Annotated in this window: 22 protein-coding genes and 1 pseudogene; 6 read left to right on the top strand and 17 right to left on the bottom strand. The window is 68.4% G+C overall.

The features are described from left to right. Position 1: 1 nt before the first annotated feature. Positions 2-2,158: pseudogene (locus tag C457_RS18395) on the top strand (VWA domain-containing protein). A 36-nt stretch (positions 2,159-2,194) separates the two neighbouring features. On the opposite strand, the gene C457_RS18390 reads toward C457_RS18395, so the two are convergent. The 11 genes from C457_RS18390 to cbiT are packed head-to-tail and all read right to left on the bottom strand — an operon-like array spanning position 2,195 to position 10,872. Then, positions 2,195-3,451, bottom strand: a complete 1,257-nt coding sequence (locus C457_RS18390; RefSeq protein WP_008097014.1) for an outer membrane protein assembly factor BamB family protein — start codon at positions 3,449-3,451, stop codon at positions 2,195-2,197. A gap of 5 nt (positions 3,452-3,456) precedes the next feature. Beyond that, entirely contained in the window at positions 3,457-3,834 is a 378-nt protein-coding gene (locus tag C457_RS18385; protein ID WP_008097013.1) for a DUF3209 family protein, read from the bottom strand. A 2-nt stretch (positions 3,835-3,836) separates the two neighbouring features. Continuing rightward, entirely contained in the window at positions 3,837-5,057 is a 1,221-nt protein-coding gene (locus C457_RS18380; RefSeq protein ID WP_008097012.1) for a CbiX/SirB N-terminal domain-containing protein, read from the bottom strand. Continuing rightward, positions 5,054-5,725: a hypothetical protein gene (locus C457_RS18375; RefSeq protein ID WP_008097010.1), complete on the bottom strand. Its 672-nt coding sequence runs from the start codon at positions 5,723-5,725 to the stop codon at positions 5,054-5,056. The genes C457_RS18380 and C457_RS18375 overlap by 4 nt, the downstream gene beginning before the upstream one ends. Next, positions 5,722-5,976, bottom strand: a complete 255-nt coding sequence (locus C457_RS18370) for a ferredoxin (RefSeq protein WP_008097009.1) — start codon at positions 5,974-5,976, stop codon at positions 5,722-5,724. The genes C457_RS18375 and C457_RS18370 overlap by 4 nt, the downstream gene beginning before the upstream one ends. 1 nt (position 5,977) lies before the next feature. After that, complete coding sequence (gene cobJ / locus C457_RS18365) at positions 5,978-6,958, bottom strand: precorrin-3B C(17)-methyltransferase (protein WP_008097008.1); 981 nt, start codon at positions 6,956-6,958, stop codon at positions 5,978-5,980. A 3-nt stretch (positions 6,959-6,961) separates the two neighbouring features. Continuing rightward, complete coding sequence (locus C457_RS18360) at positions 6,962-7,819, bottom strand: precorrin-3B C(17)-methyltransferase (protein ID WP_008097007.1); 858 nt, start codon at positions 7,817-7,819, stop codon at positions 6,962-6,964. Then, the gene (gene cbiG / locus C457_RS18355; RefSeq protein WP_008097006.1) at positions 7,816-8,784 is read right to left on the bottom strand and encodes a cobalt-precorrin 5A hydrolase; all 969 of its coding nucleotides are present in this window, start codon (positions 8,782-8,784) and stop codon (positions 7,816-7,818) included. Before cbiG ends, C457_RS18360 begins: the two co-directional genes overlap by 4 nt. After that, positions 8,781-9,617: a precorrin-4 C(11)-methyltransferase gene (gene cobM, locus C457_RS18350; RefSeq protein ID WP_008097005.1), complete on the bottom strand. Its 837-nt coding sequence runs from the start codon at positions 9,615-9,617 to the stop codon at positions 8,781-8,783. Before cobM ends, cbiG begins: the two co-directional genes overlap by 4 nt. Further along, positions 9,614-10,321 (bottom strand): cobalt-factor II C(20)-methyltransferase, encoded by a 708-nt coding sequence (locus C457_RS18345; RefSeq protein ID WP_008097003.1) that lies wholly within the window; start codon positions 10,319-10,321, stop codon positions 9,614-9,616. Before C457_RS18345 ends, cobM begins: the two co-directional genes overlap by 4 nt. Then, positions 10,318-10,872 carry a precorrin-6Y C5,15-methyltransferase (decarboxylating) subunit CbiT gene (gene cbiT / locus C457_RS18340; RefSeq protein ID WP_008097002.1) on the bottom strand — a complete coding sequence of 185 codons (555 nt, stop codon included), beginning with the start codon at positions 10,870-10,872 and terminating at the stop codon, positions 10,318-10,320. The genes C457_RS18345 and cbiT overlap by 4 nt, the downstream gene beginning before the upstream one ends. A 170-nt stretch (positions 10,873-11,042) precedes the next feature. Between cbiT and C457_RS18335 the strand changes: the two genes are divergently transcribed. From C457_RS18335 to C457_RS18320, 4 genes are all read left to right on the top strand, one after another. Continuing rightward, positions 11,043-11,228 (top strand): CbtB domain-containing protein, encoded by a 186-nt coding sequence (locus C457_RS18335; RefSeq protein WP_008097001.1) that lies wholly within the window; start codon positions 11,043-11,045, stop codon positions 11,226-11,228. Positions 11,229-11,230: 2 nt separating this feature from the next. Beyond that, the gene (locus C457_RS18330; RefSeq protein WP_008097000.1) at positions 11,231-12,085 is read left to right on the top strand and encodes a CbtA family protein; all 855 of its coding nucleotides are present in this window, start codon (positions 11,231-11,233) and stop codon (positions 12,083-12,085) included. Next, positions 12,085-12,426 (top strand): (2Fe-2S) ferredoxin domain-containing protein, encoded by a 342-nt coding sequence (locus C457_RS18325; RefSeq protein WP_008096999.1) that lies wholly within the window; start codon positions 12,085-12,087, stop codon positions 12,424-12,426. The genes C457_RS18330 and C457_RS18325 overlap by 1 nt, the downstream gene beginning before the upstream one ends. Positions 12,427-12,551: 125 nt before the next feature. Beyond that, entirely contained in the window at positions 12,552-13,046 is a 495-nt protein-coding gene (locus tag C457_RS18320; RefSeq protein ID WP_008096998.1) for an Lrp/AsnC family transcriptional regulator, read from the top strand. Between the two features lie 57 nt (positions 13,047-13,103). On the opposite strand, the gene C457_RS18315 is transcribed toward C457_RS18320, so the two are convergent. Together C457_RS18315 and C457_RS18310 are read right to left on the bottom strand one after the other, a co-directional pair. Continuing rightward, positions 13,104-14,516, bottom strand: coding sequence for an APC family permease (locus C457_RS18315; RefSeq protein ID WP_008096997.1), 1,413 nt, complete (start codon positions 14,514-14,516; stop codon positions 13,104-13,106). A gap of 260 nt (positions 14,517-14,776) precedes the next feature. Then, positions 14,777-16,156 (bottom strand): NAD-dependent succinate-semialdehyde dehydrogenase, encoded by a 1,380-nt coding sequence (locus C457_RS18310; protein ID WP_008096996.1) that lies wholly within the window; start codon positions 16,154-16,156, stop codon positions 14,777-14,779. A gap of 259 nt (positions 16,157-16,415) precedes the next feature. On the opposite strand from C457_RS18310, the gene C457_RS18305 reads away from it, so the two are divergent. Next, complete coding sequence (locus C457_RS18305) at positions 16,416-17,726, top strand: aspartate aminotransferase family protein (protein ID WP_008096995.1); 1,311 nt, start codon at positions 16,416-16,418, stop codon at positions 17,724-17,726. Positions 17,727-17,758: 32 nt separating this feature from the next. Here C457_RS18305 and C457_RS18300 read toward each other — a convergent pair whose 3' ends face one another. The 4 genes from C457_RS18300 to C457_RS18285 form a co-directional block, all read right to left on the bottom strand. Next, positions 17,759-18,289 carry an Lrp/AsnC family transcriptional regulator gene (locus C457_RS18300; RefSeq protein ID WP_007274222.1) on the bottom strand — a complete coding sequence of 177 codons (531 nt, stop codon included), beginning with the start codon at positions 18,287-18,289 and terminating at the stop codon, positions 17,759-17,761. Positions 18,290-18,494: 205 nt separating this feature from the next. Then, complete coding sequence (locus tag C457_RS18295) at positions 18,495-19,610, bottom strand: DUF917 domain-containing protein (protein ID WP_008096994.1); 1,116 nt, start codon at positions 19,608-19,610, stop codon at positions 18,495-18,497. Next, positions 19,607-20,695, bottom strand: a complete 1,089-nt coding sequence (locus C457_RS18290; protein ID WP_008096992.1) for a DUF917 domain-containing protein — start codon at positions 20,693-20,695, stop codon at positions 19,607-19,609. Before C457_RS18290 ends, C457_RS18295 begins: the two co-directional genes overlap by 4 nt. Continuing rightward, on the bottom strand, positions 20,695-21,647 hold a 953-nt coding region (locus tag C457_RS18285; RefSeq protein WP_008096987.1), incomplete at its 5' end, for a hydantoinase/oxoprolinase family protein. The genes C457_RS18285 and C457_RS18290, both read right to left, overlap by 1 nt.

Raw genomic sequence — 21,647 nt, 5'->3', positions numbered from 1 at the left:
GATGACGACTCAGACGCTGCCGTTTTCGGCTATCGTCGGGCAAGACGAACTGAAACGGGCGTTGTTGGCCGTCGGGGCCAACGACGACCTCGACGGACTCCTCGTTCGCGGCGAGAAGGGAACCGCGAAGTCGACCGCGGTCCGCGCCCTCGCCGACCTCCTGCCCGAACAGGAAGTCGTCGCTGGCTGTCCGTACGGCTGTCCGCCGGACCCGGACGACCCGGCCCGCCAGTGCGACTCGTGTCGCGGCCGCGACGACCCCGCGGTCGAGCGCCGGTCGGTCCCGCTCGTGACGCTCCCACTCGGCGCGACTCGCGACCGGGTCGCGGGCACGCTCTCCGTCGCCGACGCGCTCGACGGCGAGGCGTCGTTCGACCCCGGGCTCTTGGCCCGCGCGAACCGCGGTATCCTCTACGTGGACGAGGTGAACCTCCTCGACGACCACCTCGTCGACCTGCTTTTGGACGCGGCCGCGAGCGGCGTCAACCGTGTCGAGCGCGACGGGGTGAGCGTCGAACACCCCGCCGAGTTCACCCTCGTCGGGACGATGAACCCCGAGGAGGGCGACCTCCGACCTCAGCTCCGGGACCGCTTCGCCCTCCAGGCGACCGTCGTCGGCAGCCGCGACGTCGACGACCGCGTGGAGATTATCGACCGGGCGCTGGCGGGCGGCGACGACCCGGAGACGGTCGCCGACGCCCACCGCGAGGGGACCGCGGCGCTCGAAACCGCGCTCCGCGAGGCGACGGACCGCCTCGACTCGGTCGCGCTCCCGGTCGAGTTCAAACGCGACATCGCCGAACTCTGCGTCGACGCCGGCGTCGAGGGCCACCGCGCCGACATCGCCATCGCCCGCGCGGCCCGTACCCTCGCGGCGCTCGACGGCCGGACGAAGGTGCTCGAAGGCGACGTGCGCGAAGCGGCCGCGCTCGCGCTCCCGCACCGACTCCAGAGCCGCCCGTTCGACGACGACCCGGACGTCGACGACGTGCTCGACGACCACTTCGACGAGGCGGACGGCCGGGACGACGGCGACGGAGAGCAGGACGGTGGCGGTGACGGGAGCGAAGGTGCCGGTGGCGACGGTGGAGGCGACGGCCGCAACGACGACGGTGGAGAGGCTGTCTCTTATACACATCTCTGAGCGGGNGAGGAAGCCGGTTCCGACGCCGCGAGAGAGGGTTCCGATTCCGATGCTGGGGACGGCGATGACGGGGACGATGCCGGCGGCGACGACCGAGGTGGAGCGGTCGGCGGAGCCGACGAGAGCGGACCCGAAGACGGCGATTCGGAAGACGGGACTTCCGGAGACGGCGATACCGACGACTCCGCAGACGACGACCCCGACGAAGCAACGCCGCTTCTCCCCGGGCAGAGCCGGGCCGCCATCGGCGACGTCGAGCGGCCGCCGGTCGAGGACGCGGCCCTCGACGCGGAGACGCCGGGCGACGGGAGCCGCGCCGCAGTTCGGGAGTCGCGGCAGGGGCGAGGCTCGCGGGTGCGGACCGAACCGGCGACCGAGACCGACGACATCGACGTGCCGGCGTCGGTCCGGGCCGCCGCCTCGGCCGGTCGGTCCCGCGTCACCCGGTCTGACCTCAGAACCGCGGTCGCCCGCGGGTCGGCCGCGACGCTCGTCGTGTTCGTCGTGGACGCGAGCGCGTCGATGCGCGCCGCGATGCGGCGGGCGAAAGGCACCGTGCTGTCGCTCCTCGAAGACGCCTACGAACAGCGCGACGAGGTCTCGTTCGTCGCGGTCGCCGGCGACGACGCCGAGGTGTTGCTCCCGCCCACCGACAGCGTCACGCTGGCGGCGCGGCACCTGAAGGAACTCCCCACGGGCGACAGGACGCCGCTTCCGTCCGGGCTGGACGCCGCCCGTCGGGTCATCGACCGCTCGGACGCCGCCGGCGCGCTCGTCGTCGTCGTCACTGACGGCCGGGCCAACGTCGCGGACGGCAGTCCCACCGGACAGACCCGGTCGGCGGCGCGGAACCTCGCCACCGCCGACGCCTCGGTCGTCGTCGTCGATGCCGGCGACGGCGGTATCGGAGTGACCGACATCCTCGTCTCCGAGACGGGCGCGCGGCGCATCCCGCTGTCCGACCTGTCGGCCGAGCGGGTCGCCGAGGCCGCGCGCTCCGCGGACGGGCAGTAGCGGGGACTCAGTCGTCTCTTTTGGCATGGTGTGTTCCTATCGAATCGGTCGCGTGTGGAGTCGATACGCCCCGCGAGTGACGCCCTCGTCGTGGTACTCGACCGGCTCTTCGACCACCGCGAGGACGCCCCCGCCCGCGGCGACGGCGGTCGGGATTCCGGGGAGTCCCTCCGTTTCGACGTGTCCCGCGTCGGGGGCGAAAACGTGGACGCCGTGGCGCTCTGCCTCCCGCTCTCGGAAGTGCTGGGCGGACGGCACGAACACCCGCGAGTCGGTGGCGGCGGCCGCCCGTGCGAATCCGCCGGTGTCGCGGGTCCACAGACGGTCGCCTCCGGCGACTGAGACGCCGACCGCGGTGTGTTCGTCGGGGTGTCGCGCGTCCGGGTCGCGGGTCGACTCGGCGAACGTGTTCCCCGTGACGAAGACGGCGGTTCCGTCGGCGACGCAGACGTGGTTCGGGTAGGCGTAGACGGTCTCGTCGCCGACGCGGCGCTCGGTCGCGAGGTCGAGTCGCCACCGCGTCTCCCCGTCGAAATCGATGAGGTAGCCGCGTTTGTCGCCGTGGCTGGCGACGGCCAGCGCGTCGCCCGCGAAGGCCACGTCGCCGACGCGTCGGTCCCCGTCGGTGTCGGGGTCCCACGACGCGACCCGCGCCCCGGAGTGTGCGTCGAGGAGAACGAGGCCGTCCTGTTCGGGGTTCGGACAGCGGTTGTACGCGACGGCGACGCGGTCCCCCTCGGCAGCGACCGCGATGGGCGACGCGTGGACGTGTCTGCGCCACGCGAGTCGCCCGCCTCGGTCGAACCCGAGGACGACGCTCCGCCAGACCCTGTCCTCGCCGTCCCGCTCGTAGCGCCGGGCGGCGACGACGACCCTGTCGCCCGTCACCGCGAGGTCGACGACGTACGGTCGGAAGAACAGCGAGTCTTTCGTCGCCGTGCCCACGTCGTCAGCCGTCGCGTACGTCCAGCGGGTGACGCCCGTCTCGGCGTCGAGGACGCGAACCAGCCCGTCGCCGCCGCGCTCGCCGACGACGAGCAGCTCGTCGCTCCCGGCCATCGACACCACGGAGTGCTCGCCGCGCGTCCGCCAGCGCTCGCCGGCGTCGGGCGCGGCGTCGGAGGCACTGGCCGCGTCGGCAGCAGTCTCCAGCGCCATAACGCGGCCGTCCGCGGTCCCGACGAAGACGGCGTCGTCGGTCGCTTCGACCGCGGAGCGCGCCCAGTTGTGGCGACTGCTCGCGGGCGCGACTTCCCCGAGGTCGCGGCGGGCCGTGAGTGGGGACGGTGCCATCGGGCTCAGTCCTCGACGGGAAAGGCGTCGTGGAGCGTGTGGTGCGCCTCTCCGAGGTCATCGAGGAACGCATCGGCTCCCTCGCGGATGCGGCGAAGCGACCGCTCTGCGTCGCGGACGGCGACGAGCCGTCCCCGGAGGTAGCCCGATTGCGGGTCGTCGTCGTCGATTCGCGTCGCCTCTTCTTCGAGGTCGACGAGCGCGGCGTCGAGATGCCGCTGGGCCTCGTCGAGGGTAGTCGCGTTCGCGAGCGCCTGAATCGGGCCGGCGTCGTCGAGGTAGTCCTCGAGTTCGGCTTCGGCGTGTCGCTTCGCGTGTTCGTCGGTCGTTCCGGTGATGTTTAACAGCGCGAGTCGGAGCGCTTCGAGTTCTGCGCAGGCCATGATTAGAGTGATTGGTGGACGAGGTTCGAGACGATGCGGTCCCGTTCGAGGTGGGACGAGACGATGCGGTCGGTGTCGTCGGGCGTCACGCCGCCGTACCAGACGCTGTCGGGGTAGACGGCGACGATCGGGCCGTCGCCACACTGGCCGAGACACGAGCTTCGAGAGACGTGCACGTCGCAGTCATCGGCGTCGCGCACGCCCTGTCTGAGCTCTTCGAGGACGGTCGCCGCGCCGCTGGCGGCGCAGGTCTGGTTCGTGCAGACCGCGACGTGTTTCTCGGGGGCGTCGTGGACGTGCGGGTCGTCGTCGACGTCGCTTCGGTCGGCGTGTTCGGCCTGATGGACGAGCGAGCGGAGCATCGCGCGAGCGCCGCCCTCATCGTCCTCGTAGCCGGCGAGTTCGACCTTGTACTTGCAGGTGTCGCAGGACATCTCGACGCTCCCCGAGCGGGCCTCTCGATACCGGTCGGCGAGCGTCTCGACCACCCGGTCGTCCGTGCCGAGCGGTCCCGATGCGCCGGCGTCGACGTAGGGGTACTCCTCGTCGAACGTCTCGGCCTTGTCCACGATTCGCCCCGTCAGCACGCCGTCGCCGAGCATGTACGGGAGGACGACGACCGCGTCCGGGCGGTCCTTGGCGACGGTGTGAAGCGTCTCCTCCAACCGGGGCGTGGTGACGCCGATGAACGCCGATTCGACGCGGGTGAACCCGCGGCCCTCGTACAGCAGGCGCGCCAGTTTGTGCACGTCGCCGTTCGAGTCGGGGTCGCTCGACCCGCGGGCGCAGAGCACGACCGCCACGTCGTCGTCCTCGCGGTCGACGCCGAGGTCGGACTCGACCGCCCGCGCCCGCTCGTCCAGCAGGTCGACGAGCGAGGGGTGGATGCCGAGGTGCGACCCGAACCGGAACTCGGTGCCGTCGTGGGTCGCGCGGGCCCGCTGGACCGCCAGCGGCACGTCGTTTTTGACGTGGCTCGCGGCGAAAAGTGAGAGCGGGACGACGGTCATCGTCCGGCAGGTCGGTGCCATCGTCTCGATTGCGTCGTCTATCGAGGGCTCGGCGAGTTCGATGTACGCCGCGTCGACCGGAACCGACAGCCGCGACTCCAACTTCGCGGCGAGCGTCCGCACCTGCTCGTTAGACTCCTCGCGGCGCGAGCCGTGGCCGACGAGGAGGACGGCGTCGTCGTCGAGCGCTGGGTCGGGCCGTTCGAGGCTCATGCGTTCTCGGCCTCTTCGAGACTGCGGACGAGCTTTCGGCGCCGCGTCGGCGCGAACAGGCTCGTCTCGTCGCTGCCCTCGTAGACCCACTCGCCGAAGCCGGCGGCCGCGTCGTCGTCGATACCGAACCAGTAGCCGCCCGACGAGGTCTCCTGAATCGGGCCGGTCGGCGCGTCGACCGGACAGGCGTCGAGCAGTCGGTCCACGGTGTCGAGGAGCGCCCGGTCGTGGTGGACGAACGAGATGCCGACCGTCCCCGCCGAGGACTTGAAACAGACCGTCCCGCAGGATTCGAGGAGCCCCCGAAGGAGCTGTTTTCGCCGGTCTTCGAACACATCGAAGCGGTAGCCGCCGGCGTCGTCACCGACGGGGAGACCGAACGCGGCGCTCGCGCGTCTGACCACGTCGCCTTCGACCATGACGTGGTACTCGTCTTTGACGCGGGTGACGGCGGTGTTGTGCGCGTATTCTCGCTCCGTCTCTCGGCGGTCGATGTCGCCGCCGCCGGCGATGGTCGCGAGGCGGTTCGCGCAGGTCTCGTCGTTCGTCAGCGCCGTGAACTGCCCCCGCTCGACGCGGCCGCCGCCGGCGACGTGGCCCCACAGGTAGGCCGTCTCGGGCGCGCTCTTCAGGAGGTCGTCCGCAGGGTCGACGCCGGCGTCGCTCACGCGTCCACCTCCCGTACCGAAATCGCGCCGGGCGGACAGGCTCGCGCCGCGAGTGTCGCGTCGTCATCCGCCTCGGCGTCGCCTTCGAGGAGGGCGACGACGCGTTCGTCGCTGCGCTCGACGCGCACGACGCCGGCCGCGTCGGGGTCGATCGTGGCGAGCCCGTCGTCGTCCTCGACGAACCGCCCGTCGCGGGCGAGACAGGCGAAGATGCCGTCGCAGGCGTCTCGGTCGATTGCGATTTCGAACATCTCAGTACTCGTACTTCTGCTCGTAGCCCCGCGGCGTCACCATCCGGTCGTCCCAGACGTACGTCTCCTCGTTGCCGACCAGAAGCGTCGTCGTCATGTCCACGAGGTCGGTCTCGCCGAGGTCGGGCAGTTCGCGGAGTTCGACGATTTCGACTTCCTCGTCGTCGCGGCCCGCGCCGTGGACGATGCCGACCGGCGTGTCGGGCGCGCGGTGTTCGAGGAGAATCTCGCAGCACTTCTCGTAGTTCGCCCGGCGCTTGCGGCTCCACGGGTTGTAGATGGCGATGGTGAAGCCCTCCTTGGCGGCCGCGTGGAGGCGCGACTCGATGGTCGGCATCGAGGTCAAGTGGTCCGAGAGGCTGATGGTCACGGTGTCGTTGACGAGCGGCGCGCCCAGTCGGGCCGCGCAGGACTGCGCCGCCGGGACGCCGGCGACCACGTCGAAGTCGACCATGCTCGCGGTCGCGCCCTTCGATTCGAGGATTTCAAGCGCGAGGCCGGCCAGCGCGTACACGTTGGGGTCGCCGCTCCCGACGATGGCCACGTCGTTGCCGGCGAGCGTTCGGTCGACCGCCTCCTCGGTCCGAGAGACCTCGCCGCACATCGGCGTCGAGTAGATGTCGTCTGCGCCCTCGACGATGTCGTCTGGGAGGAGTTCGATGTAAGTCGTGTAGCCGACGATGTGGTCGGCCTCGCGGAGGGTGTCTTTCGCCAGCGTGGTCATCTCGCTCGCGCGACCGGGACCGAGGCCGACGGCGACGAGTTGCCCCGGTTCGCCGTCGAAGTCCTCGATGGTCGCTTCGACCTTCTCGGCGGTCTGTCCCTTCTTCGAACCGCCCGAACTGCCGCCGCACTTCGAAGCAGCGTCGCCGTCGCCCTTCGAGGACGACGCGCGACACCTCGATTCTGAGTCGGCTGCGTCAGTCGATTCCGCCGTCGCTCCGCCGCACTTCGATTCGGATTCCGTGTCTGATTTGCTCATGCGTTAGAAGTCGTCGACGTCGCGCCCGCCGCGGGGCGTGACGAGGTACGTTTCGTAGTCGTTGCTCCAGGGTTCGGTCTCGTGGGTGCCGATGAGAATCGAGGTTCCCATCCCGCCCACGTCGTCGTCGTGGGCTTTCGCGTCGCCGAGGGTCGTCACCGAGAACGTCTCGTCGTCCAGATTGCGGCCCGCCTCGCCGCGGCCGGCGTCGTTGAAGATGCCGACCGGTACGTCGTCGGCCCGCTCCTCGCGGACCACGTCGATGGCGCGTTCGTAGTTCCGCCAGCAGTTGTACAGGACGATGACGAAGCCGCTGATGGCGGCCGCGCGCAGTTTCTCTTCGATTTCGTCCCAGCCGCGCCACTTGTCGGACAGCGAGACCGTACAGAAGTCGTTCGACAGCGGCGCGCCCATCATGGCCGCGCCGCCGAGCGCCGCGGTGACGCCGGGGACGATTTCGATTGGCACGTCGGTCGCCTCGTCCGTCTCCGCCATCGTGAACACGAGGTCGGACTTCCCGTAGACGTTCGGGTCGCCGCCGGAGACGTGGACCACGTCCTCGCCGTCGCGGACGCGCCCGAACGCCTCGCGGGTCAGTTCGACCTGCTTTCCCATCGACGAGCGGACGACTTCCGGCCCCTCGTCGCTTTCTTCGGGTGGGAGCGTTCCGTCGTCGCGAAGGAACTCCTGATAGAGGTTCGAAGCGACCACGCAGTCCGAGGTCGAAACGAGTCCCTTCGCCCGCTGGGTCATGTGGTCCGGGAGGCCCGGGCCGATGCCGACGACGTAGAGCGTCCCGTAGTCGTCGGGCACCTCGTCGCGGCCGCTGGAGCCGGACGCCGGTTCGCCGCCGTCGCTCATCGTCCCACCGCCACGGTCACGGCGTCGTCGTAGCGCCGCTTTTCGACGACCAGTTCGTGGTCGCGGCCGCCGGCGATGGCGCTCGCCTCGGCGATGCCGGGCCAGCCGATGAGTTCCTTCGACCGCGAGGGCGTCGGCCCCTCGAACTCGGAGAGGGTCTCCTTTTCGAAGTAGACGACGCCCGCGCCGATTTCCTCGGCAGCGTCGAGCATACCGGGTTCGTCCGCCTTTCGCGTGCCGGTGGCGACGAACTCCACGTCGTCCCAGTCGCGGTCGGCGTCGTCGAGCGCCCGCTCCCACGCCGTCAGGAACTGCGCTTTCTTCGCGCCGGAGACGCTCCCGGTCCCGAGGACGACGCCGTCGTCGCCGTTGCGCTTCAGGACTGTCACGTCGTCGCCGACGAGGACCGCCTTCGGGCCGTCGAGTCGGGCGACCGGGCCGAGTTCGTCGTTGAGGACGGCGAGGTTCGTCGCCACGGTCGAATCGCCGTTGACGACGTGGGAGTCGAGCGCCTTCGCCTTGCTCTCGACGCCCTGTTTGCCCGCGGCCTCCGAGGCGGTCGTCATCGCCGGGACGGCCCCGAGTTTCGAGAGGTCGTAGGCGACTTGGTTCGCGCCGTGGTGGCCGCCGGTGAGCGGAATCGCCCACGTCAGTTCCTCGTCGACGACGACGACCGCCGGGTCCTCCCACTTGTCGTCGAGGAGGCCCGCGGTCTTCCGCATGGCGATGCCGCTGGCCATGAGGCCGACGAAGCAGTCGTACTCGCCCCAGTGGTCGGCGAACACGTCGCCGTGGTAGGTGAGAACGTCTATCCGGTCGTAGTCGTCCGCGAGGTCGCGCTTGATTTCTTCCGCCGTGTCGAGCTTTCGTTCGAAGCTGACGATGGCGATTTCGTCGGCGACCTCGCCGTCGCTGTCGGGAGTACTACAGTGGCTGCTTTCGGAGTCTGTCGAGTTGCCGCTCATTGTGTCTGCCCCTCTGTTTCAGAATCGGGTTCGTCGTTCGGCGCGTCGCCGCCGCGGGCCCAGTCGCCGTAGAGGAACGACCGCTCGTAGTTCGAGCCGTTCACCGCCTCGCCGATGATGACGAGCGCCGAGGCGCGGTAGCCCGCGTCTTCGACCCGCTGGCCGATGGTCTCGATGGTCCCCTCGATAACGTCTTCGTCAGGCCACGAGGCGTGGTAGACGACCGCGACGGGCGTGTCGGGGTCGTGGCCCTCGTCCAGTAGTCGGTCCATCGTCTCGGCGACGGCGTGGGTGCCGAGGTAGATGCAGACCGTGGTGTCGCCGAAGCCGACGAAGTCGCCGATGTGGTCTTCCTCGGGCGAGAGCGTCCGACCCCGCGGTCGAGTGAAGACGACGTGGTTCGAGACCTCGTTCAGCGTCAACTGGGTGCGGAGCGTCGCGCTCGCGGCGAACGCGGAGGTGACGCCGGGGACGAGGTAGCTCGGAACGCCCGCCTCGGCCAGCGCGTCCATCTGCTCCAAGGCGGCCCCGTAAATCGCCGGGTCGCCGCTGTGGAGTCGGACGACGGTCCGGCCCGACTCGTAGGCCTCCGCCATCAGGGGAATCAGCTCTTCGAGGTCCTTGCCGACGCTGTTGACTCGTTCGGCGTCGGCGCAGAACTCGTCTAAGAGCTCGCTGTTGACGAGCGACCCCGCGTGAACCACGAGGTCGGCGTCCTCGACGAGTTTTCTTCCGGCGACAGTGAGCAGGTCCGGGTCGCCCGGTCCCGCGCCGACGAAGGGGATTCCCTCCTCGTCGGTGAAGCCGGTGTCAGCGTCGCCGTCGACGCTCACGCCGACCCTCCCGATTCGACGCCGTCGAACGCGGCGGTCGCCACCTCGCGCTCGACGCCCTCGCGCTCCGCGTAGGCCAGCGTGTAGTAGTCGCGCTCCGCGAGTTCGTCGGGGTCGTCGGTGACGACCGTCTCGCCTTGCTCCATGAACAGGCGGCGGCCGAACCGAACGTCGTAGCCCGCCTCGGTCAGTTTCTCGTGGGTCGTCGGCGCGTCGGTGACCTTGAACAGCACCATGCGGTCGGGGCCGGTCGGCGCGGAGCCGTTCGCGGCCTCGCGGAGCGCGAGCCCTGTCCCGGACTCGATTTCGACGCCGAGCACGGTCGTGAAGGCCGTCATCGCGCTCACGCCGGGGACGACTTCGAGGTCGACCTCGGGGTGGAACGCGTCGAGGGTGCGGCGGAGGTGCCCGAACGTCGAGTAGACGTTGGGGTCGCCGAGGGTCACGAACGCCACGTCCTCCGTGTCGGCGCGGGCGGCCACCTCGGCGGCCGCCTCCTTCCACGCGCGGCGGAGTTCGTCGGGGTCGCGCGTCATCGGGAAATCGAGGTCGCCGATACGCTCCTCGGGGACGTGGTTCAGCGCGACCGTCCGCGAGAGTCGGCCGGGCGAGTAGACCACCGCCGCCGATTCGAGCAGGCGTTTCCCCTTGACGGTCACGAGGTCGGCGTCGCCGGGGCCGAGACCGATGCCGTAGACGGTCATAACCCCTCCGCGTCGCGTCGGCCGACGACGACGTAGACCGGGTTGTTCGACCGGAAGCTCGTCGCGCCGGCGAGTTCGTAGCCGTGGCTCACCTGCAGCTGGACGACCTCCGAGAGCAGGTCGCGCTCGCGGAACGCCTCGATGGCGTCGCCGGCGGGCTCGACCCGCGAAACGTTCATCACGACCCGGTCCACGCCGGTCTCGACGGCGTGGTCGAGGACGGCCTCGAAGTTTCGACTGCCACCGATGAACATCGCGTCGGCGTCGGCCGGGAGGCCGTCGGGAGCCTCCGCGTCGCGGAGCGTCACGTCGGCGTCGTACTCGTTCGCCCCGAGGTTCTTCCGCGTCACGTCCAGCCGCTTCGGTTTCCGTTCGACGGCGGTCACGCGCTCGACCCGCCGGGCCGCCTCGATGGTGATCGAGCCGGTACAGGAGCCGACGTCGACGAAGTGGTCCGTCGACCGCAAGCCGAGTTTGTCGAGCGTGACCGCTCTCACCTCCGGTTTCGTGGGTCCCGCCTTGGCGTCGTGCGGGAGCGTTACCTGTGACATTCGACTCGACAATCCGGGCGCGGTTTGAAAACAATTGTGCTTGGAGTACAGCAAATTAACTTTCATAAAATCGCCCCGCCGAGTTATTAAATCTAAGTTGTCGAAACACAATCTGGCTTGTCTTCGAAAGTTTTACAACCGGACTTGTTTTTCATCAATTTGAGTTTATCATGGCTACGGCGAACACCGTCAACGGCCGAATCGAACGCGCCCGAACCGAACTGTCTCCCACGCAGATGGCTGCGGGACTCCTCTTCATCGCCGCGTTGGGCTTTACGCTCCTGTTCGTGCAGGACCCGCTCGTCCACGACTCGCTGCACAACTTCCGCCACGCGGCCGGTATCGCCTGCCACTGACGATGTTCGCCGAGTACCTGACGCGGGGAGTGAAGGCGGGACTGGTCGCCGGACTGGTGTTCGGCTTGTTCATGGCCATCGTCGCCAACCCCCTCGTCGCCTACGCGGACGAACTGAACCACGCCGCCGTCGAGGAGAGCGCCCACAGCCACGAGGCGGAGGGGACTCACAGCCACGAGGCGGAGAGCGCCCACAGCCACGAGGCGGAGGGGACTCACAGCCACGAGTCCGGAGGCACCCACGCCGGCGAAGGCGGCGGCCATCACGACACCGCGGTGTCGATGGCGGTCACGAAGGCCGTGAGCGTCGCGGCCGGCGGGCTGTGGGGCGTCGTGCTCGGCGGCGCGTTCTTCGGGGTCGCGTTCTTCTTCCTCGAACCGGCGATACCCGGTCCCAACGCCGCGAAGAGCTACCTGATGGGGTTCGCAGGATTTGTCACCGTCTCGGGCGCGCCGTGGCTGGTCCTCCCGCCGGCCGCGCCGGGCGCGGAGCAGTCGCTTTCGGCGGCGACGCGGCTCCCGCTCTACGCCGGGATGATGCTCGCCGGGGCGCTCGCCTGTCTCTCGGCCGGCTACGCCTACGTCCGCCTGCGCGAGTCGAGCGGCCTCGTCGCGGCCGCCGTCGGTGCGGTCGTTCCGTTCGGTCTGCTCGCGGCCGTCGCCGTCGTCGCCCCCGATAACGCGGTTCACGGGGCGCTGTCGCCGACGCTCGAAACCGGACTCGCCGGACTGTTCGCCTTTGGACAGCTCCTCTTGTGGCTGGTCCTCGCGGCGGCGCACGCCCAGTTCCGGTCGTCGGGCGAGTCCGAGTCGGCGACCCCGATTGCGGGCCGGGACGCGGCTCCCGCGGCCGACTGATGCGCGACCGAACCGACGAGGTCCGCGAGCACGGCTTTACCGACCACGTGCTGGTCTGTACGAACAGCCGAGAGTCCGACTACGCCGACTGCGCCGAGGCCGACGGCACGGCGGTGTACGACGCGGTGACCTCGTGGTTGCGCGACCGTGGCGTCTTCTGGTCGCGGGTCCACGTCGTCGAAACGAGCTGTCTCGGGCTCTGTAGCACCGAGGGGGCCGCGGTCGCCATCCACCCGCGAAACCGGTGGTACTCCGACGTTCGTCCGGACGACGTGCCGGCGCTGTTGGCCGACGAGTTCGGTCCCGACGCGTCGAACCTCGGCGTTCGACCCAATCGCTGACCGTCTCGGCGACGACCTCCGGCGTCTGCGCCGCGCCCGTCTCACCACCGTCTTGCCGCTATCTCCGTGACGAGGCCGGGATTGGACGCAGAACAATAATATCGTTGCACTTCTGATTACGGTTCATGGACGAGAAGGACCTTCGAATCCTCAAGGCTATCGGGACGCTCGAATCGGGGAGTCCCGACCGGATAACCGAGGAGACCGGCATCCCGAAGTCGACCGTTCACTACCGCCTCGAACGGCTCCAAGAGCAGGGAATCATCAAGAACGACATCTTCGACATCGACTTCGAGAAGGCCGGACTGAATCTCACGCTCATCACCGAGGTCTGGGCCGAGTACGGCTCGGAGTACCACAAGGAGGTCGGCGACAAACTCGGCGAGGTGCCCGGCGTCAACCAGGTGTATTTCACGCTCGGCGACACCGACTTCGTCCTGATTTCGCACCTCGCCTCGCGCGCGATGGTCGAGGACCTCATCTCGGAGTTCGAGGAGATAGACGAGATTTCGCGGACGAGTTCGACGTTCGTCATCACGACCATCAAGGACGAGCCGAACCCGCTGAACGACTACGAACTCGAAGAACTGAAAGACGCGCTGCTTCCCGACGTGTCGTAACGCGGTCCGCGTCGCATCCGAATTCTACCGCACCGCGCTTCGACCGCCGGAGGCGGCTTAGTCTTCGAGTTGCTGGGCGCTCAGGTGCGCCTTGGCCTCCGTCCGGGTCGGAAGCCCGCCGGCGACGGCCAGCAGGACGACGCCGAGCAGGCACCAGCCGCCGACCATCGCCCACTCGTAGGGCCACGCCAGCGCCGAAGGCGAGCCGGGGAGGTAGAGGCCGACGAAGAACACCGTCAGCAGCAGGCCGAGCGCGCCGACCGCGTAGCCCGCCGGGAGCTTGAACGGCCGGTCGAAGTCGGGGTCGCGGTACCGGAGCACGAGGAACGAGACGACGACGAGGAACCACGCCGACACCATGCCGAGGCCCCCGGCGTTGACGACCCACACGAGCATCTGCTCGCCGAACAGGGGCGCGAGCGCCGCGAGGCCGCCGACGAGCACGATTGCGGTCGACGGCGTGTCGTGGTCGTCGTGAATCGTCGCGAGCCGCTCGGGGAGCATGTTCGAATCGGCCATCGCGTAGATGGCGCGACTGGCTCCGAGGACGAAGCCGTTCCAGCTCGTGAGGATGCCCGCGAGGCCGGCCAGCGCCATGATGCGGCCGATGGTCACGCTGTCGAACGCGATTTCCATCGCCGTCGCCGCGGGGAGCGAGCTCTCGACGAGCGTCGCGCCCGTGGCGACCTGTCCGGCCGCCCAGATGACGGCGATGTAGAACGCGGCGGCGCAGGCGACCGAGAGGCCGATGAGCCCGCCGAGGAGCTTCGGCGACACGTCGGCCTCGCCCGCGGCCTGCGGAATCACGTCGAAGCCGACGAACATGAACGGCGTCATGATGGCGACCGTGAACACGCCGCCGATGCCGGCTCCCGCGAGCGGCGGCGACGACGGCGAGGTGCCGTTGAACAGCGCGCCGAGGAGGAGCGTCAGGCCGGACAGCGTGATGACGAGCGCGAGAATCGCCTGGAACTGCGCGGCCGGGCGGACCCCCCGGTAATTGAGGTACGTGATGACCACGGAGCCGATGACGCCCGTCGCCACCCACGTGCCGTAGACCGGCTGGCCGGCGACCGTCCAGAGTTCGAACACGTTGAAACCGGGGACGATGTACGCGAGGGCGCTCGGGAGCGCCACCGCCTCGAACGCGACGACGCTGATGTAGCCGAAGATTATCGCCCACGTGCAGACGAACGAGCCGGCCGGCCCCAACGCCCGCATGCTGTAGACGTGTTCGCCGCCGACGAAGGGCATCGCCGAGGCGAGTTCGCCGTAGATGAGCGAGACGACGAACACCATGAACCCACCGAGGACGAACGCCGAAATCGCGCCGGTGACGCCGCTCTGGTCGATGAAGTACCCCGTCTGTACGATCCAACCCCATCCGATCATCGCCCCGAGCGCGAGCACGAACACGTCGCGCTTCGAGAGGACGCGTGAGAGTTCTCCTGTCATGGTTATGATTGACATCACCACATTCTAACTTACTCACTATATATCTTACTGTGTTCAATTTTTAGAGGAAATAAGGAACACAGTCCAATAGAGAATCATGGTCTGGAACGACAAACTGGCCGACGATTCACCGGAAAATCGGCAAACGGCCGGCGGTTCGAATGGTAGTCAACTCGCAGAATCGAAAAAAAGCGTCCGCGTTCGATTCGGTTTGATTCGCCTTCCGGGCGTCGCCGCCGGTGTTGTCGCGGCTGTCGCGCCGAGTTCCTGTTCGGTTACTCGTCGGCGGGCGCGTCCTCGACCCAGACCGTCTTCGTGTTGACGAACTCTCGAATCCCGTGTCGGGAGAGTTCGGTCCCGTAGCCCGAGTTTTTCGTCCCGCTGAACGGGACCCGCGGGTCCGACGCGACGATGTGGTTGACGGCGACGTTGCCCGCGGTGAGCCTCGTCGTGAGCGCCTCGCCGCGTTCGGCGTCGGCCGTCCAGACGCTCGCGCCGAGGCCGAAGGGCGTGTCGTTCGCCACGCGGACCGCGTCCTCCTCGTCTTCGACCCTGACGACGGTGGCGACGGGACCGAACAGTTCCTCGGTCCTCGCGGGCGCGCCGTCGGGCACGTCGGTCAGCACCGTCGGCGGATAGTAGTGGCCGGGTCGGTCGAGCGGTTCGCCGCCGAGTCGGAGCGTCGCGCCGGCGTCGACGGACGCCGTGACCTGTTCGTGGAGCGTCTCCATGAGGTCTGCTCTCGCCTGTGGCCCCACATCAGTCTCGGGGTCCGTTGGGTCGCCGACGGTCAGCGCGCGCATCTCTTCCGTGAAGCGTTCGACGAACTCGTCGTAGACGCCCTCGTGGACGAGGAAGCGCTTCGCGGCGATACACGACTGGCCGTTGTTCTGGGTTCGTGCCCGCGCGGCCTGCTTCGCGGTCGCTTCGAGCGGCGCGTCGTCGAGGACGATGAACGGGTCGCTCCCGCCGAGTTCGAGCACCGTCGGCTTGAGTTCGCGGCCGCTCGTCTCCGCGACGGCCCGCCCGGCGCGGGTGCTTCCGGTCAGACTCACGCCCCGAACCCGGTCGTCTTCGATGACGCCGGCGACGCGCTCGGCGGGAATCTGCAGCGAGGTGAACACGTCGTCGGGATAGCCCGCCCGCTCGAAGACGGAGGCGATGGCGTCGGCACAGCCGAAGACGTTCGGCGCGTGCTTGAGCACGGCGACGTTGCCGGCGGTGATGTGCGGGGCCGCGAACCGGAACACCTGCCAGAACGGGAAGTTCCACGGCATCACCGCGAGCACCGGGCCGATGGGCTCGGAGGAGACGTACGTCTTCGACCCCGGCACGGTGCCGATGTGCTCGTCCTGCAGGAACTCGGAGGCGTGTTCGGCGTAGTAGTCGCAGACCCACGCGCACTTTTCGACCTCGGAGACCGCCTGCGCTATGGGCTTGCCCATCTCTTCTGTCATCAGGCTCGCGTACTCCTCGCTGTGCTCGCGCAGCACGTCGGCCGCGGACGCGAGCAACTTCTCGCGCCGCGAAATCGGGGTCTCGCGCCACGATTCGAACCGGTCCCACGCGGCGTCCAAGCGCGCGTCGACCGTCGCCTCGTCGTGTTCCTCGTGCGTCTCGATGACTTCCTCGGTTGCGGGGTTGATGGATTTCATGGTCGGCTCTCGGGAGCGCGGCGGTCGCTCGCGACTCCCGCTTGCCCCGACTGTCGTCCCATATATTGATAAATGTTCCAGTAGAGTGGGATTATTTGGACTGTGTTCAACACGTCCTCGGTGGCGAACGGAGTCGAGTACGAGGTATCCAGCCACGTTCGAGTTCCGCGCGACCGTTTCGTGACCGAAGCCGACGAGTAGATTTGAACTTTATCCCATACAGAATAATTTATTAGGATTCAGTTTAGACTTTGTGTTCATGAGAGAACGGGAGACGAACTCGTCGGTCGAGGCGGCGTACGACGACTACCTCATGCCGATTTGGAAATCGCTGAACGTCCCGGTCGAGCGGGCGTCCGGTTGCACCCTCGAGGACTTCGACGGCAACGAGTACCTCGACGTGTTCTCCGGCATCTCGGTGACGAACGTCGGACACAACAACGAGGCCGTCGTCGAGGCCGCGACCGAGCAGTTAGAGGAGTTCGTTCACGGCTGTTCGTACGTCCACCCGAACCGGCCGGTAGCCGACCTCGCGGAGACTATCGCCGAGGTGACGCCGGGCGACCTCCAGAAGTCCTTCTTCTGTAACTCCGGCACTGAGGCGGTCGAGGGGGCCATCAAGCTCGCCCGGAAGTACACCGGCTCCAAGGAGGTCATCTCGCTGGAGATGGGCTTCCACGGCCGAACCCTCGGAAGCCTCGCGCTCACCGGCAACAGGGCCTACAAGCAGGACATGGCCCCGACGATTAACGACGTGGCTCACACCGCGCCGCCGTACGCCTACCGCTGCCCCCGCTGCGACGGCGACACCTGCGGCGCGGACTGCGCCGACGCGCTCGAACGGGTCATCGGCTCGCACACCAGCGGCGACCTCGCGGCGGTCGTCGTCGAACCCGTCATGGGCGAGGCCGGCATCGTCGTCCCCTCGGAGGCGTGGCTCAAGCGCGTCCGGGACATCGCCCACGACCACGGCGCGCTCCTCATCGCCGACGAGGTCCAGACCGGCTACGGCCGCACCGGCGAACTGTTCGCCAGCGAGCACTTCGGGGTCGAACCGGACATCCTGACGCAGGCGAAGGGCATCGCCAACGGTCTGCCCCTCGGCGCGTTCACGGCCCCCGCGGAAATCGCCGACGCGTTCGGCTCCGGCGACCACCTCTCGACGTTCGGCGGCAACCCCGTCGCCTGCGCGGCCGCACTGGCGACTATCGAGGAACTGGAGAACGGTATCATCGACACCGCCCGCGAGAACGGCGAGTGGCTCTCGGCCGAACTCGCCACGCTCGAATCGGACTACGACGTGGTCGGCGAGGCCCGCGGCCTCGGACTGATGCAGGGAATCGAACTCGTCGACCCGGAGACGACCGGCCCGCAGCACGTCGCTCCCGCCCCCGACAAGGAACTCGCCGCCGCGGTCGGCGAGCACCTCCGCGAGGAGTCCAACGTCGTCATGGGCGTCGGCGGCTACTACAAGAACGTCATGCGCTTCCAGCCGCCGCTGACGATTTCGCAGGCGCAACTCGGCGAGGCCGTCGACGCGCTCCGAGTCGCGCTGGACGACCTGGCCTGAAAAGAGTCCTCCCTCCCGCGCTACCGACCGATTCAGGGGCGGTCCAGCTCTTTGTCCCACGCCTTCCACGTCTTCAGAAGCGGGATGATGGTGTAGTCGTCGACGATTTCCTCACCGTCGAAGAGGTCCCAGACGTACTCCTTCAGCGCGTTCAGGTCGGTGTGCCACGCGCTGAAGACGAGGTCGTACTCGCCGAGACAGGAACTCGTGTTGTAGACGAGTCCCTCGTCGATGAGCATCGTGATGAACTCGGTCCGCACGTCCGAAGAGACGTGCTGGTTGAACGAGACGAGCACCTGTGCGTCGGCGAGGTCGGCCTCCTGGAGGACGATGACCGCGAGGATTTCGAGCACGTCGCTCTCTTGAAGCTTCTCGCGGCGGCGACGAACCGCGGTCCGGGAGAGGCCGACGCGCTCGGCGAGCTCCGTGTCTGAGATGCGGCCGTTCTCGTTGAGCGCGCGGAATATCTCGTAGTCGTGCTCGTCGAGGTAGTTTTCGAGGACCGCCTCCGGCGTGTTCGGGTCGGACGGGGCGTCGGCGGACGTGAGGTCGGGGTTTTCCATGGTCGGATGTATTCGGGGGTGCGATTTGAAACTGCTGGTGGCGTAATCGAATCAAAACGACACGTAAGTTGTGCCGAATTGGCTAGTCAACGCGTCGGGGCGGGGTGGTGGTACGAGTTAGTTCGGTCGCGGGACGCCGCGCGAAACGCGGCGTCGAGGGCGATTCAGCGGTTCGGACGGCGGTGGGACTGCGGCGACTGCGTCGTCACCACCCGGTCTCGTCCCGCGGGAGTGGGTCGTAGGGGATCTCGTAGCCGAACGCTTCGGGGCCGATGACGTCGAGCGCCTCGGGCGTCGTGAGCAGTTCGGGCGCGGGCACGCCGAGGACGCAGACGCGCTGGCCGTACCGCAGGGCGTCGGTCATGACCGGCGCGCCGGTGTCGGTGTCGACGAGGCAGATGAGGTCGGGGACGGTCGTGAGAAGCTCGCCGTCGTCGTCCCGCGCGACGAGGAACTCGTTTTGGAACTCGATTTCGAGGGTCGCGTCCTCGTCCAACCCGGTGAGCGTGACGCTCCCGAGAGCGAAGCCGTCGCGGTTGCGACGGTGTACGTCCACGATTTTGCCGGCGAACAGCTCCTCGCCGCCGAGGAGTTCGCGGCCGGCGTCGACGGGGTCGGTGCCGGCGTCGCGGGCGCGTTCGACCGTCCGCCCGAGTTCGGTGGCGAGTGAGACGGTGTGGGGTACCGCGTACTCCGAGACGAACGCGCCGGTCATGAGCGGGAAGGCGTAGCCCGAGCGGCCGCCCATCTGAACGGTGATGGCCCGCGCGAGGTCTTCGAGGCGCTTGGCCGAGTCGATGTCTCGGTAGACGACCTGATTGCCGCGCTCGTCGGTCGTCGCCGCGTAGTTCACGGGCGTCCCGTAGATGAAGAACGTGTCCATCTGTAGCTCGGGGAACGCCCGGCCCATGCCGTCGGCGTCGACCACGGGGAGGTCGGTCATCGCCGCCACGCACAGCGGGGCCATGCTGTTCGCGCCGCCGATTTCGCCGGGGATGAGCGCGTCGACCGTCTCGCCGGAAAGCTCCTCGATGGCCCGAAGCGACTGCACTTCCTCGTCGCCGCCGGCGAACTTCTCGACGCTGATGGTGGGCGCGCCCATCCCGCCGACGCTCGCCACGGTGGCGTCGGCCGGCAGGTCCCGCGGGTCGACCAGTTCGACCGAGTCGGGGTAGGCGTCGTCTTCGAGGAGCGTCTGGAGTCGCAGGCGGCCGAGGCGGGGGTTGCCGCCGCCGCCGGTGCCGAGGATGCCCGCGCCGGTGCCGAGCGCTTCGAGGTCGTCGAGCGTTATCTCCGTCAGGTGTGGGATGTCGAAACTCATGGGTGGTCCGCGAGTGGTTCGTAGGTCGCGTCGAGGCCGAACGACGCCGGCCCCCACACGTCGAGTGCGGCGGGCGTCCGCATTATCTCGGGCGTCCGGATGCCGAGCACGCGGACTCGCGCCCCGTACCGGAGGCTCTCGGTCGGAATCGGACCGCCCGTCTCGCGGTCGAGGACGGTGATGAGGTCGGGGACGGTCGCCACGTAGCCCCCGTCGACCGCCGCGCCGAGATTCTCGTTTTGGAACTCGATGCGCATCGTCGAGCCCTCGTCGCCGTCGAGGCCGTCGATATCGACGTGGCCGAAGACGAATCCGCGTTCGGTGCGGCGCTGAACGTCTACGATTTTCCCCTCGAACAGCGACCGCGCCTCGCCGTAAATCGACTCGCGGGTCACCTCGCGGATGGCGCTCATCGCGTCGTCTTCGGCGAGTCGGAGCGCGCGACCGAGGTTCTTCGCGAGCGACATCGTGCCGGGGATGGCGGTCTCTTTGACCTGCGTCCCGGTCATCGGGTAGTCCGAGACGTAGGCGACGCCGCCCATCCTGACGGTGACGCCGCGGGCCAGCCACTCCAACTGGTCGTTGTCCTCCGTCTCGATGAGGCAGGTGCTCCCCTGCTCGTCGCTGACGGCCGCGGGCGTCCCGCTGACGCCGTAGATGTTGAACGTCTCGTGTTGGAGTTCGGGGAAGGCGCGTCCCATGCCGTCGGCGTCTACCACGGGAAGTCCGCGGCGGGCCGCGACGGCGAAGGGGAACGTCGAGTTGATGCCGCCGCACTCGATCGGCATCGTCGCGTCGGCGGTCTTCCCGAGTTCGCGCTCGATTCGCTCCATCGAGGCGACGGCCTCCCGCCCGCTCGGGAGCTTTTCGACCGAGACGGTCGGCGCGCCCATCTGGGCGGTCGGGATGACGAAGTCGTCCGCGTCCAGTTCGTCCGGGGGGAGGAGTTCGACGGGGCCGAACTCCTCGATGGCCTGCTTCGCGACGAGTTTGCCGACGTGGGGGTCGCCCCCGCCGCCGGTGCCGAGGACAGTCGCGCCGAGCGCGATGTCTTCTATCTCCTCGACGCCGATTTCGACCGTCATCAGTGGTCGAGCGCCCCGGCGGCCTTCACCTTGATTCGCACCGCGTTGCCGGGCAGGTACGAAAGCGGGACCTCCTCGACGTCGACGATGTCCACACTGTCGGCGTCCGCGCCGGCGGCGAGCGCGTTGTCGGTGGCCTCGTCTTTCGCGTGCTGGATGGCCTCCTCGCGGTCCATCTCGTCGAGGCTGTAGATGCGGTCGACCTCGCCGGAGACCTGCGCGATGGCGACGCCGACGGCGTTGGCGACCTCGTAGTGGTCGGGCTTGTGGACCTCGCTCGCGCCCGCGATGTCGTCGGGGACGAGGATGCTCCCGCCGCCGACGATGACCACGGGGACCGGCTCGGCGCTCGTCTTCATGCGGTCGACCTCGCGCTCGACGCGCTCTCTGACGTACTCGCGGGCGGCCTCGACGATTTCACCGTCGACGTCCGGCGTCTCGGAGCCGATGTCGATGGTGCCCGCGGCGACTTCGAGGTCGGTCGCGGTCAGCGTCTCCCCGCCGAAACACTTCGCCTCCTCGGTCAGCTTGTAGCCGACGCTCTGGGGGCCGACGGTGACGCCGCCGTCGGTCGAGACGATGGAGCCGCCGCCGATGCCGATGGCGATGATGTCGGGCATGCGGAAGTTGGTCTTCACCTCGCCGATTTCGACGGCGACGCTGCTCTCGCGGGGGAAGCCCTCGGTGACCGCGCCCACGTCGGTGGTCGTGCCGCCCACGTCGACGATGATGCCGTTTTCGACCGCGGAGAGGTACGCCGCGCCCCGGACCGAGTTCGAGGGGCCGCTGGCGACCGTGAAGATGGGGTAGCGGATGGCGTAGTCGACGCTCATCAGCGTCCCGTCGTTCTGGCCGAAGTAGAGGTTCGCGTCGATGCCGCGTTCGTTCATCGCGTCGACGAAGGCGTTCGCGGCCTCCGAGGCGACGCTGGTGCTGTCTCTTATACACATCT

The organism is Haloferax prahovense DSM 18310 (assembly GCF_000336815.1).
Classification (GTDB): domain Archaea; phylum Halobacteriota; class Halobacteria; order Halobacteriales; family Haloferacaceae; genus Haloferax; species Haloferax prahovense.
Note: the sequence above shows the minus strand (reverse complement) of the source record. Positions and strands in the feature narration are given on the sequence as shown.

Coding starts and splice junctions, on each gene's coding strand:
- C457_RS18390 (WP_008097014.1), bottom strand. CDS start 3,451: ATGGCACCGTCCCCACTCACGGCCCGCCGCGACCTCGGGGAAGTCGCG.
- C457_RS18385 (WP_008097013.1), bottom strand. CDS start 3,834: ATGGCCTGCGCAGAACTCGAAGCGCTCCGACTCGCGCTGTTAAACATC.
- C457_RS18380 (WP_008097012.1), bottom strand. CDS start 5,057: ATGAGCCTCGAACGGCCCGACCCAGCGCTCGACGACGACGCCGTCCTC.
- C457_RS18370 (WP_008097009.1), bottom strand. CDS start 5,976: ATGTTCGAAATCGCAATCGACCGAGACGCCTGCGACGGCATCTTCGCC.
- cobJ (WP_008097008.1), bottom strand. CDS start 6,958: ATGAGCAAATCAGACACGGAATCCGAATCGAAGTGCGGCGGAGCGACG.
- C457_RS18360 (WP_008097007.1), bottom strand. CDS start 7,819: ATGAGCGACGGCGGCGAACCGGCGTCCGGCTCCAGCGGCCGCGACGAG.
- cbiG (WP_008097006.1), bottom strand. CDS start 8,784: ATGAGCGGCAACTCGACAGACTCCGAAAGCAGCCACTGTAGTACTCCC.
- C457_RS18345 (WP_008097003.1), bottom strand. CDS start 10,321: ATGACCGTCTACGGCATCGGTCTCGGCCCCGGCGACGCCGACCTCGTG.
- cbiT (WP_008097002.1), bottom strand. CDS start 10,872: ATGTCACAGGTAACGCTCCCGCACGACGCCAAGGCGGGACCCACGAAA.
- C457_RS18335 (WP_008097001.1), top strand. CDS start 11,043: ATGGCTACGGCGAACACCGTCAACGGCCGAATCGAACGCGCCCGAACC.
- C457_RS18330 (WP_008097000.1), top strand. CDS start 11,231: ATGTTCGCCGAGTACCTGACGCGGGGAGTGAAGGCGGGACTGGTCGCC.
- C457_RS18325 (WP_008096999.1), top strand. CDS start 12,085: ATGCGCGACCGAACCGACGAGGTCCGCGAGCACGGCTTTACCGACCAC.
- C457_RS18320 (WP_008096998.1), top strand. CDS start 12,552: ATGGACGAGAAGGACCTTCGAATCCTCAAGGCTATCGGGACGCTCGAA.
- C457_RS18315 (WP_008096997.1), bottom strand. CDS start 14,516: ATGTCAATCATAACCATGACAGGAGAACTCTCACGCGTCCTCTCGAAG.
- C457_RS18310 (WP_008096996.1), bottom strand. CDS start 16,156: ATGAAATCCATCAACCCCGCAACCGAGGAAGTCATCGAGACGCACGAG.
- C457_RS18305 (WP_008096995.1), top strand. CDS start 16,416: ATGAGAGAACGGGAGACGAACTCGTCGGTCGAGGCGGCGTACGACGAC.
- C457_RS18300 (WP_007274222.1), bottom strand. CDS start 18,289: ATGGAAAACCCCGACCTCACGTCCGCCGACGCCCCGTCCGACCCGAAC.
- C457_RS18295 (WP_008096994.1), bottom strand. CDS start 19,610: ATGAGTTTCGACATCCCACACCTGACGGAGATAACGCTCGACGACCTC.
- C457_RS18290 (WP_008096992.1), bottom strand. CDS start 20,695: ATGACGGTCGAAATCGGCGTCGAGGAGATAGAAGACATCGCGCTCGGC.